The organism is Pseudomonas sp. RAC1 (genome assembly GCF_030658255.1).
Lineage (GTDB): Bacteria > Pseudomonadota > Gammaproteobacteria > Pseudomonadales > Pseudomonadaceae > Aquipseudomonas > Aquipseudomonas boreofloridensis.
In genome coordinates, this window is record NZ_JAUTXS020000002.1 from 1 (window position 1) to 10,573 (window position 10,573).

The window sequence follows — 10,573 nt, forward strand, 5'->3', positions numbered from 1 at the left end:
AGCTCGCCGCTGGCGGCCACGTCGCCCTCGACCCAGCCGTCTGGCACGCCCTTGGTCTGCGCCACGGCGCTGTTGTCGGTGATATCGAGGGTCGCGGTTTCGACGTGAATCATCAGGTCGCCCACGGTGATATCGAAGTTCTTGCCACTGATCTTGGCCATGGGGGGTTACTCCTGGGCGTCCTGGGAAAGGTCCAGCGCGATGTTCGCGGTGATGTCCTTGGGGCAGTTGTGCGGGCGGATCTGCAGGAAGACCTCAACCTGTGTGCGGCTCTTCCAAACGATGACCAGGTCACCGTCCTTGGGCGTCTGGATCTCGCCCGGGAAGACCTCGCCGGCGAACTTCACCGCCTTGGCCATGCGGCGCAGCGGCGCCATCAGGGCCATGGTGTTGGTGGCCATGCTGGTGGCGCTGCTGTTCAGGCGACGATCGCCGATGCGGCGGATCAGCAAAGGCCGGACCTGGCGCGCAGCCTTGTCGGCAAGGCGCAGGTACTCCAACACCTGGAAGTCGCTGCCGGCGGTGTCCAGCAGGTTGGCGTCGCCCCAGTACACGCCCTCATAGTCCGGGTAGGTCTGGGAGACAGAGAACCGCGACTTGTCCAGCTCGCTGCGGATCGCAGACGGCAGCGGGACGTTTTCCTTGTCCTGGGGAATCGCGCCCAGGCCCAGCAGCGGGCCGCTGGCCACGCGCATTGGGCTGTCGGCGATGCTCCAGGCCGCGTTGGCCAGGCGCCCGGCCAGCACGCCGAGGTCATTGCCGTGCAGCTGCGGCACGACGACAACCCGGGGCGCGGCGATGCCGGCGGTGATCGCTTTCTGCTCGACCAGGTATTCGGACCAGGTCGCGGTCGGCAGGATGCCGGCGGACGCGGCCAGCACGAACGAACGGCGCCCGTACTTTGCGTTCAGCTGCTCGGCGGCCGTGTGCATGGCCAGCAGCTCGGCGCCGGCGGTCACCGGTTTGGTGATGACCACGGCCTCGACCGAAAAGCCTTGCTGCTGGGCCAGCTCCAGGGCGGTGGCCCAGTCGCCCTCGGTGCCGATCGGCGCAGCCAGGCAGGCCCAGCGGTCGCCGCCGTTCGCTCGGGCTGCGATGACCTGGGTTTTCAGGTCACTGCCTGCAGCGCCCAGGTCGTTATCCAGGTCGCTGTCGGTGTTGAGCGGCAGCAGCTTGCCGACGTTCTTGCCGGCGGGGCCGATGAAAAGGAAATAGCGCTCAATCTCGGTCACGGCACCCTGGCCGCGATTGAGATTGTTGGTACTGACTTTGCCGAGTGCCATGGGGTGCCTCGTTAGCGGGGTGAATGGATGATTTGTTCCATGACCTGGGCGACCAGGGCGCTGGACTCCTGGGCGCTCGCTCCCAGGAACTGGCGTTTCGGGAGCTTGATTTCCCAGCTCTCGGCACCGGTGGTTTCGCCTTGCTCTTCGTCCAGGACGCGGATCAGCAGGCCGGCTTGCATGAAGCTGACGTGCTCGAGGATCCAGGCGACGGGTGGACGGGTGAGGCGCTTCTTACCCTCCTGGCGCACGCGGAAACCCAGGCGGCGCAGGCGCTTGGCCTGCTTGGGCGTGGACTTGGCGCCGGGCTCGACCTTGTTCCACTTGCGCATCTGGCGCGCCGTGCGGCGCTCGGACGCCCCGTTGTGCTGCTGCGCCGCGACCCAACTTGTGAGGCCGTTGCGCCATCCCAGGACGGCCTCGTCCTGGTCTACGCGGGTCACCTGCAGGAGCTTGCCCAGGCCGGCCTCCATGCGTTTCTGCCCGGGTTCCTTGCGCTTACGCGGCACGAACGGCGTCCCGTCCAGGTTCTGCTGGGCACGAATCCGCTTATTGCTCAGGGTGCGCACACGCTTGGAAACCCGATTGAGCAGGCGCCGGCGCAGTTGCGGGGGCAGCTTGAGCAGGGCCAGTTGGTCCTGGACGCCGAGCATTCCGCGTACATCTTGAGAGAAAACCCTACTGGCCACGGCGTACCACCTCGCCCTGTTCGGCAAGCCACAGATCAAACGGGATGAACGACCAGGTGCTACCAAAGGCCTGGATTTCGCCGTTGTCGTCTTCGGCCAGGTACTGCGGTTCGACAAAGTCCAGGACCAGCTCCACGTCGAACAGGTCGTTGCCCAGGTCCAGCGGCTCAATCGCGAACGCCGGCGCCGCAAGGTCATGCCGGTGGCGGTCCGGATCGTGGGTTTCCAGCCAACTGCCTACCAGGGCCATCAGGCGCCCGGGGTGGCCGTTGAAACGCTCCAGGTTGAACACAGCGCGGTAGCGCATGTCGCCCATGTGCAGGCCGCGCTCGGTCTCTGCCCAAACGAGGTGCAGGTCCACCTGCTCGCTGTACGACTCCAACTGCTCCTGTGGTACCAGCTCGCGCTCGAGCAGGTAGGCGGTCAGTCCTTTGAGGCCGTTCATTGCAGCGACACCGTGATGCGGCTGCGGCCCTGCAGGGCGCGGACCGCCTGCTGGCTGAACGCCAAGTACTGGTCGGCCCGCTCGGGTGCCTCCTTGCCGGTGTTCTCGGCAACTTCGCGCCGGGTGACGGTTGCATAGTCGGTCAGGGCGGTGGCCTTGGCCCGGCAGTACACGGCTCGCTTGTACAGCTTCACCTTGAAGGCGCGTTCCTCGAGCAGACGTGTATCGGCGGTGGCTACCTCGGTGATGCCCAGGCTCTGCCAACTGGTCGCCAGCCTGCGCAGATCCTGGTTCACCTCGGCCATGGCCAGTTCAAGTTGAGTGACCAGCACCTCGCTCAGGTACTCGCCCGGCAGGCGGTAAGCCTTCTGGTATTCAGCCAGCGAGAGGTCCGGCCAAAAGCCGTTGTTCTCGATGGTCTGTTCCACAATCGTGGCGGGTTTGCCTGAAAAGCTCATGGCTGGTCACTCGAAAAGGGCGGGAAACACCGTTGCCACGGGGCGGGGCCACAAGTGGTCGTCTCGTTTCACGGGTTCCCGCTGGGGGGGTAGTCGTTATGCGGTGGGAGCCGCCGCCGCTGCCGCTTTGGCCTGCTCTTTGCGCAGGGCCTTGCGAGCGTTCTCGAGCCGGGTGTCTACGCCGACTTTCGGATACAGCCGTGTGGCGCGCTCCAGGTGCGTGATGGCCTTGGCCCAGTCCTTCGCTTCCACGGCACGAATGCCGATGAGCTTGTGGTACTTGGCCGGGATCTGTTCCGGCAGTTGCCACTCGCCGTCCACACGCGGAAGCAAGTCGGACAAGTACGGCTCAGGACTGCGGCCTGCCTTGTACTCGTCATAGGCCCACTCGCAGATCGCATCAGCGACAAACGTCTGGATATCGCGACGACTGAAGCGCTCGGGCAACTCCTGGCCCTGGGCAATCGCGATATCCGCCAGCTCCAGCGCATCCTCGAACTGGACGGTGTCGAACAGCCAGATCACGACCTGCACCAGGACGCGGTTCGGAAAGACCAGGCCGGATTCGACGTAGCGCTGGACGTATTCCTGGTACTTGGGCAGCAGCTCGTTGCGCTTGAGCTCTTGGCGGCTGGCCAGGCCGTTGATCGCGCTCAGGCGCGCCAGATCCTCGTCCAGGCCGGCGACCATCAGCGCCAGGTGCTTGCGAGCGTTGGCCGGGCTGCTCAGGGCCTCACCAGGTGAGTACGGCAGGGCAGCTGCAGCGGCCACCTGGGCTACTGCAGCGGTGCCCTGGGCGAGCAGGCGGCGCTTGTGCTCCAGGGCGAGGCTCATACCAGCTCCACCGAGTCGGATTCCAGGTAGGCGAACTTGCCCAACTGCTCGATCACGTAGCCCTCGTTGCGCCCGTTGTAGTCTTCGACGCGGGAGCGCTTCGGGTTTTCGAGCAGGTGACGACGCCAGCTGGTGTCCTGGAAGTAGAGCGACAGGTTGTCAAACGACGTCACCAGGATCCCTTTCGGTGGGAAGAACGGGATCAGGAACGAAGGTTTGCCGCCGTAGGTGGCGATCACCTGCGCGTCCTCGATACGCTCTTTCTCGGTCGGGGTCTGGCCCTGGGCGGCGTACAGCTTGCCCTTTTCGTGTGCCAGGAGATCCGCCCCGATGATGGCTACCAGGTCGCCTTCGTCGCGGAACACCGGATCGATCATCTGGGCGACGTCGTGTACCGCTTCGTCCAGATTCTGGTAGTCGCCGCCTTTGCCGATCCGCAACTTCTTCGCAGGATCTGCGGACTTGAGCACCTGCTCGGGAATCTGTTCGCGGGCGATCTGCAGCCAGCCTTTATTCACGTCCTGCAGCATGGGGAAGCTGGCTTTGTTGGTCTGCTTCGCAGCATGTGTGCCGTGCCAGCCGACCAAGATCCGATCTAGACCGATGCGCTTTTGCACCGCTGCCAGGTACTTCTGGGCGAACTCGGGGAACTTCGACCAGGCGTCAATCGTGGCGAATTTCAGCGCCACATCAGTCTCGGTGTGGAACAGCTCGTACAGATTGTTTTTCAGGTCGAGCAGGTGCTGCGGCTCGCGGTCGTTCTGGTCGGTGTCAGTCCGGCCGGTGGCAGGCCCGCTCAGGCCGAGCAGCACCTTTTCACCTTTGATTTCACTGACGGGCACGACGTTGATGCGAGCGAGGAAGTCGATGCGCTCGGTGATCTGCTCGTTCAGTTCCTGGGCGTGGGTCGGTTCCACAGCAAAGGTACGGGTGGCGTCATCAATGCTGTACGCCTCGGCAAGGTCTTCCTGGAGCTGCAGATACTCCGCTGCAGCGCGTTTCGACAGGGCGCCCATCAGCGCAGACCCCCGCCACGTTTCTTACCGTCAGCCGGACCGGTATTGCGCTTGGTCGGGCGACGGTTCGATGCGGTGTTGAACATCTTGGTCATGGTCTCGGTCAGCTCCTCGACGCGGGCGCTTAGTTCCTTGACCTCGTCCTTGTTCTTGCCGTCCTTGGCGCCTTTGCCGCCCTTGCGATTGAACTCGCGGTTTTCGTCGGCCTCATCGACCACGTCCTGGACAGCGGCGCCCACGGCCTCGACGGCGTCCTGGTTCTCGCTGGTGTCTACTTCTTCCACCACGGGCTCCAGTACGGCCTGCAGGCCGGCCAGCAGGATCACGAATTGGTCATACAGCGCCTTGAGCGCCTTGGCTGTTGCTTCATCCATCGGTTTGGTCTCGTCGGGTGAGGTGGTGTTGGAGGTGGTGTCGGCGAAGCGCTTGCAAAGGCCGGTCAAGGCGTTGAAAAAGCGGCGCAGCTCGCCCGGCTGCTCGCTCCCCTCGCGGAGGGAGCCCAGCTCTACGGCAGAGCAGTAGTAGGAAGTTTTCGCGTAGCGCTTGCCCTTGCCGGCACGCTTGGAGAAGTACAACTCCTGAGTACCCAGGCTGGCCGGCGAGTCGGTCACGGCCAGGCCGGTCAGATAGAAGCGGCCCGAGTTGGCGAAGTTGGGCGTGATCTCGACGCTGCTAAACAGCTTCTCGCCCTGGTCATTCAGGTGCAGCAGCTTGTCGTTCGGCTTGAGTTGGGCTTCGAGAGCGACCTGGCCGGGCTGCAGTTCGGGATCGTCGTTTTCTGTAACCAGGCGCACGGCAAACACGGTGCCGTGGGAGCCAGGCCAGCGCTCGTGCTCGCTCCAGATCACAGCGGTGTAGACCGACAGCTTGTAGGTCTCAGCGCAATCGACCAGCTCCTGGACAGTGATCTCGCGGTTGTCGGCGGTGGGGCCGCTGACAGCTACGCGTTTCCAGTAGGAGACAAGGGATCTGGGCATCGGTTGAAGCGCTCGGTGGTGGTCGATGAGCGCCAAGATAGGGAGCCGATCGACACCGGCCAAACGCTTTCACTGCAGGAAATTCCTATTTCGAGGATCTAGGAATTTCCTGCAGTTTTATGCCGCGTTTTCGGGTTTTTCGCCGCATAGACTGCGGCCCATGAACTACTCCATCGAAGTCAAAGAGGCCGCCAAACGCCTCTACCTACGCCGTGCATCGGTGAAGGAAATCCAGGCTCAGTTGAAGCTGCCGAACGTGCGGATCATCTACTACTGGATACGCCAGGGCAGTTGGGACGACATGCTCACCGATGAGGAGCCACTGACCGCGATCAGCCGGCGGATCACGCTCATCTGCGAGAAGCAGGAAACGCTGACGAAGGGCGACCTGGACGAGCTGGACCGGCTCACTGCCGTGCGTGAAAAGCTTATCAAGCAGGCCAGCAAGCCCCCGGTGCCGGCGGCGCGGAGCGAGTCACCGCAAGGGCAGGCCGTTCAGGAGCAAGGCCAGCGCCGTGAGCGGCGCGGCGGCGGTGGGAAGAAGCGAGAGAAGCCGGCCAAGAACGACATCAGCGGTCTGACCGAGGTGGACTTCCTGGATAAGTTCATCTCCAAAATGTATCGGTACCAGCAGGAGCTGTTCGCGGCAAAGCAGAATCCGCTTACCTGCAGGCTACGCAACATCCTAAAAAGTCGACAGGTCGGCCTGACATACTACTTTGCCGGCGAGGCCTTCATGGATGCCGTGCTGACTGGCGACAACCAGGTTTTCCTGTCGGCCAGCCGCGCCCAGTCGGAGATTTTCCGCAGCTACATCATCCAGTTCGCCAAGCAATGGTTCGGTATCGAGCTGACCGGTAACCCGATCACGCTGAGCAACGGCGCAGAGCTGCGCTTCCTGAGCACGAACAGCAGCACCGCCCAGGGCTACCACGGGCACGTGTATGTCGATGAGTACTTCTGGATCCGCGACTTCGAGAAGCTGAGCACCGTGGCCAGCGCCATGGGCACACACAAGAAGTGGCGCAAGACCTATTTCTCCACGCCCAGCGCTGTCAGCCATCAGGCGTACCCCTTCTGGACGGGCGAAGCCTTCCGCAACGACAAACGCCGCAAGAAAGCTGCAGGAGAGTGGCCTTCGGAGGCTTCATACACACAGGGCGCCCTGTGCCCGGATGGCCAATGGCGCAAGACCATCACCCTGGACGACGCCATTGCCGGCGGTTGCGATCTGTTCGACGTGGCCCAGCTCGAGCTGGAGTACGACGAAGACAAGTTCCAGCAGTTGTTCTACTGCAAGTTCATCGACAGCACGCAGAGCGCGTTCGGACTCAAGGATCTGGAAGGCTGCTATTCCGACCTGATGCTATGGGACGACTACGATCAGGACGCCGATCGCCCGTTCGGTGACAGCCCTGTCTGGATCGGCTACGACCCAAGCCGTACACGCGATGACGCGACATGCGTGGTTGTCGCACCGCCGGCTGAGCCAGGCGGCAATTTCAGGATCCTGGAAAAGTACAGTTGGCGGGGACAGTCGTTCACCTACCAGGCCGCGCAGATCAAGCAACTGACCACACGCTTCAACGTGCAGCACATCGGTATCGATACCACCGGGGTGGGCATCGGTGTGTACGACGTGGTGTGCGACTTCTACCCGCGTGCGCAGCGTATCCATTACAGCCTCGAGACGAAAACGACGCTGGTACTCAAGGCCCAGGACGTGATTCGCGCCGGGCGAATCGAGTGGGACGCAGGGTGGACCGATATCGCGCAGGCGTTCCTGACGATCAAGCGCGGCACTACCACCGGCGGCCAGATCACATTCAGCGCCTCGAGGACCGAGGCCACCGGACACGCCGACATCGCTTGGGCAGTGATGCACGCCCTTTACAACGAACCCTTGAACACCAACAAGCGGCGCAAGAGCCGCTACCTGACGAGCGGAAGCTATGCCCAAACGACAGAGAAGACATCAAGCCCCGCAAGCGCCGGCGCAACAGCCCACACGCGTGTTCACGTTTGGGGAGCCAGAGCAGGTGCTGACGGCCAATATCGGCGAGTACCTGGGCATCTTTCCTACCGACGACGGACGCCTGTACAAACCGCCGGTGTCTCGCGTCGGCCTGGCCAAGCTGCTGCGCGCAAACGCGCACCACGGCGCCATCCCGAAGTTCAAGCGCAACCTGCTGCTGCGTGAGTTCATCCCGTCAGAAGGCTGCAGCGCTCAGACGATGAGCTGTGCAGCCCTGGACTACATGGTGTTCGGGGAGGCGTACTTCCTGGCGCACGAGAACTTCCTGGGGCATGTCCTGGAGCTCGAGCACCTCCCGGCGATCAACATGCGCGTAAAGGTGGACGGCGGTTTCGTCATGTTGCTGCAGAACGGGCAGGAGGAGGAGTACGACCCGGACGAGATCGTCCACATCAAGGACTACGATGTTGAGCAAAATATCTACGGCATACCGGACTACCTGGGCGGCCTGCAGGCGCTGCTGCTCAACGAAGCGGCGACCCTGTTCCGCCGACGCTACTACAGCAATGGTGCGCACGCGGGCTACATCTTCTACACCAACGACCCCAACCTGTCCGAGGAAGACGAAGAAAACCTTCGGGCCCAGATCAGCGCGAGTAAGGGGGTGGGTAACTTCCGCTCGATGTTTGTAAACATACCTGGTGGGCATGAAAACGCGATCAAAATTATTCCGGTGGGAGACTTCCAAGCCAAGGATGAGCTGGAGAAAGTGAAGAACATCACTCGGAACGATATCATCGCCGCCTGGCGAATGAATCCTGCATTGGCTGGCATCATTCCCGAGAACTCTGGTGGATTCGGCGACATCGAGAAAATTGATCGTGTGTACACCAGCAACGAAATCAGACCCATCTGTCAGTTGTTCGATCAAGTCAACGAAGTACTGCGGGAAGATCGCCGGATTGCCTGGAGAGAGGCACCGCAGGCACAACTTTAAAAGCGGTACTGTCAACGCTCCCGGTGCTAGTTGTGGCAAAATAGCACCGGAATAACATTGGGGTGGGGCTATGCGGGTTTACTGTAAAGAATGCGGTGGCAAGGGGCGAATTTCTTCAAGGAACGATATCTCCAATGAGTTCGTAAGCCTTTATTGTGATTGCTTGGAGTGCGGGCACCGGTGGGTGTCGCATCTGACCTTCTCGCACACCCTCAGGCCCTCGGAGCAAATGATGGACCGCCTTGTGTTTGACCGGCTAAGCGGCATGAGCATGGCCAGACGACAGGAGCTTTTTCAACAGTTGAGTCTCAGCGAAGTTCGATAAATTCTGAAGCGAATTTCAATGTCATCGAAATTTTCCATCAGACTTGCCGAAAGCTGTAATAGACCTACGCGGCCACGGTGTGAAAGTTCGCTGCTATGAATGTCTGTGAGAAGTGCAAGCATATTGCCATGCGATTCTATGTCGTCAGCGAGCTGAGTGAGGCAGGGCGCTGCGTGTGTCATGTTGAACTCCGTTTTACTCAATGGCACATGGCCCATATTTTGTTGTTCAGGATCTTGTCAGTCAAGAAAATTTTGTAACTTGAAAGTTTTGTTAAGTTGTGAGAATTAGTTCTTGAAGGTGTGCTTTATTGGCTTGCTCTGTAACTGTAAACAAAAATGGGCGCCCAAGGCGCCCATATGTTGTATTGATTGGTTAGTCTTGTTTGATTTTGTGTTTGAGTGAGTTGATTTGTACTACGCCGAACTTAGAATTCCCTGACCGACTTTCAAACCCTACAACGAACATATCTGCAGGCATGCGGATGACGATCATTCCATTGCCTGAATTGTGGTAGAGCTGCTGGGTGGCCTGCACCAGGAGAAAGTCGGCGGGCAGCGCCAACTGACGACGTGCTTCCTCGATCTCGATCTCTGTCACTGGTACCAGGTTGCCGTCGATCAACATCACGCCGCCCCCTTCACAGTCAGTCGGTTCTCAAGCTCCTCAATGCGGCGCCTGAGAATGCCGAGCAACCTGGCCTGCTCGTCGGACAGCTGCTGCAGTACCGCCGATTGCTTGAGCCGGTAGGTGACTTCAGCATTCACCGATCGCTCGTTCTCCTTGGCCAGAGTGTCGAGGTCACTGAGCAACGCAGGTGGGAGATAGATCATCAGTGCCTCACCTACTTTGCTTTCAGCTCCATCAGTGGTCAGAGAGCGTTCCAGGCGGGTGATGATCTCGGAGTTCATGCTGCGGTTGTTGCCCCGTGCCGCGTCTCCGATTCTGTCGCGCATGCCGTCAGGCAGCCGCACAACGAACTTGTCCGCGTCTCGGGATGATGTGGAAGCTGGTTTAAGCATGGTGATCTCCTTCAGTTGCGAATTGTGTTTGGCTGATTGGCTAGCGCTCTTTGCACCACGGCTGCGTCGGTCTCGGACAGTTCGCCCTGCTGGCAGGCCGTGGATGCCGCGTTTTCCAGCTGCTTGCGAGCCGCCGGTGTCTTCATCACGAGAAAGCCGATCAACGCCCCTCCCACCTGGGCTACCGCCTGCAGGTGACGATGCGTTGTGGTAGCCTTCGGCTCGCTACCGCTTGGGGTTAGTACTTGCATGTTCTTCTCCTCGTTTTGGTGGCGGGTGCCAGGGAGCTGCAACTCCTTGGCACCGTCTCTATCAGCCTTGGCGCAATGCCTTGGCCGTAAATACCGCTCGGGTCTCGCCCTTGACCTCGAACACCCCCAGGTCGAGCCCATCAACGCTTTTCAAGTGAACCGTGCATGAGGGCGGGGGTATGGGCTGAGTGCGCCAATGCAGGCTGGCTACAAGCTCTGCCATGTCTTCGGGCTGGGCGACCAGCAGATATGGACCAGGCATCGCCATCTCTCCCTCGTGCCCGTCCACGGTGTAGATAAC

Annotated in this window: 15 protein-coding genes; 3 read left to right on the plus strand and 12 right to left on the minus strand. The window is 61.0% G+C overall.

The features are described from left to right. From Q7C30_RS00045 to Q7C30_RS00080, 8 genes are all read right to left on the minus strand, one after another. On the minus strand, positions 1–161 hold a 161-nt coding region (locus Q7C30_RS00045), incomplete at its 3' end, for a phage protein (RefSeq protein ID WP_317870141.1). Positions 162–167: 6 nt separating this feature from the next. Next, entirely contained in the window at positions 168–1,283 is a 1,116-nt protein-coding gene (locus Q7C30_RS00050) for a DUF2586 domain-containing protein (RefSeq protein WP_317870133.1), read from the minus strand. An 11-nt stretch (positions 1,284–1,294) separates the two neighbouring features. Then, on the minus strand, positions 1,295–1,936 hold the full coding sequence (locus tag Q7C30_RS00055; protein WP_116889547.1) for a phage virion morphogenesis protein: 642 nt from the start codon (positions 1,934–1,936) through the stop codon (positions 1,295–1,297). Between the two features lie 25 nt (positions 1,937–1,961). Continuing rightward, on the minus strand, positions 1,962–2,417 hold the full coding sequence (locus tag Q7C30_RS00060; RefSeq protein WP_317870134.1) for a phage tail protein: 456 nt from the start codon (positions 2,415–2,417) through the stop codon (positions 1,962–1,964). Continuing rightward, positions 2,414–2,875, minus strand: a complete 462-nt coding sequence (locus tag Q7C30_RS00065; protein WP_317870135.1) for a head completion/stabilization protein — start codon at positions 2,873–2,875, stop codon at positions 2,414–2,416. The genes Q7C30_RS00060 and Q7C30_RS00065 overlap by 4 nt, the downstream gene beginning before the upstream one ends. Positions 2,876–2,971: 96 nt before the next feature. Further along, positions 2,972–3,709: a phage terminase small subunit gene (gene gpM / locus Q7C30_RS00070; protein WP_317870136.1), complete on the minus strand. Its 738-nt coding sequence runs from the start codon at positions 3,707–3,709 to the stop codon at positions 2,972–2,974. Continuing rightward, positions 3,706–4,725, minus strand: a complete 1,020-nt coding sequence (locus tag Q7C30_RS00075; protein ID WP_317870137.1) for a phage major capsid protein, P2 family — start codon at positions 4,723–4,725, stop codon at positions 3,706–3,708. Before Q7C30_RS00075 ends, gpM begins: the two co-directional genes overlap by 4 nt. Beyond that, a complete protein-coding gene (locus Q7C30_RS00080) occupies positions 4,725–5,702 on the minus strand; it encodes a GPO family capsid scaffolding protein (RefSeq protein ID WP_317870138.1) in 978 nt (325 codons plus the stop codon). Before Q7C30_RS00080 ends, Q7C30_RS00075 begins: the two co-directional genes overlap by 1 nt. A 160-nt stretch (positions 5,703–5,862) precedes the next feature. Between Q7C30_RS00080 and Q7C30_RS00085 the strand changes: the two genes are divergently transcribed. The 3 genes from Q7C30_RS00085 (at position 5,863) to Q7C30_RS00095 (ending at position 8,999) form a co-directional block, all read left to right on the plus strand. Next, positions 5,863–7,902 (plus strand): terminase family protein, encoded by a 2,040-nt coding sequence (locus Q7C30_RS00085; protein WP_317870142.1) that lies wholly within the window; start codon positions 5,863–5,865, stop codon positions 7,900–7,902. After that, positions 7,814–8,674, plus strand: a complete 861-nt coding sequence (locus Q7C30_RS00090; RefSeq protein WP_317870143.1) for a phage portal protein — start codon at positions 7,814–7,816, stop codon at positions 8,672–8,674. The genes Q7C30_RS00085 and Q7C30_RS00090 overlap by 89 nt, the downstream gene beginning before the upstream one ends. A 70-nt stretch (positions 8,675–8,744) precedes the next feature. Further along, a complete protein-coding gene (locus tag Q7C30_RS00095; protein WP_317870139.1) occupies positions 8,745–8,999 on the plus strand; it encodes an ogr/Delta-like zinc finger family protein in 255 nt (84 codons plus the stop codon). A gap of 375 nt (positions 9,000–9,374) precedes the next feature. On the opposite strand, the gene Q7C30_RS00100 is transcribed toward Q7C30_RS00095, so the two are convergent. The 4 genes from Q7C30_RS00100 to Q7C30_RS00115 form a co-directional block, all read right to left on the minus strand. Continuing rightward, a complete protein-coding gene (locus Q7C30_RS00100) occupies positions 9,375–9,626 on the minus strand; it encodes a hypothetical protein (RefSeq protein ID WP_116889530.1) in 252 nt (83 codons plus the stop codon). After that, positions 9,626–10,027, minus strand: coding sequence for an Arc family DNA-binding protein (locus Q7C30_RS00105; RefSeq protein ID WP_116889528.1), 402 nt, complete (start codon positions 10,025–10,027; stop codon positions 9,626–9,628). The genes Q7C30_RS00100 and Q7C30_RS00105 overlap by 1 nt, the downstream gene beginning before the upstream one ends. Positions 10,028–10,032: 5 nt before the next feature. After that, complete coding sequence (locus Q7C30_RS00110; protein ID WP_116889526.1) at positions 10,033–10,272, minus strand: hypothetical protein; 240 nt, start codon at positions 10,270–10,272, stop codon at positions 10,033–10,035. A gap of 61 nt (positions 10,273–10,333) precedes the next feature. After that, positions 10,334–10,573, minus strand: a 240-nt coding sequence (locus tag Q7C30_RS00115; protein ID WP_317870140.1) for a hypothetical protein, incomplete at its 5' end; no start/stop codon positions are given.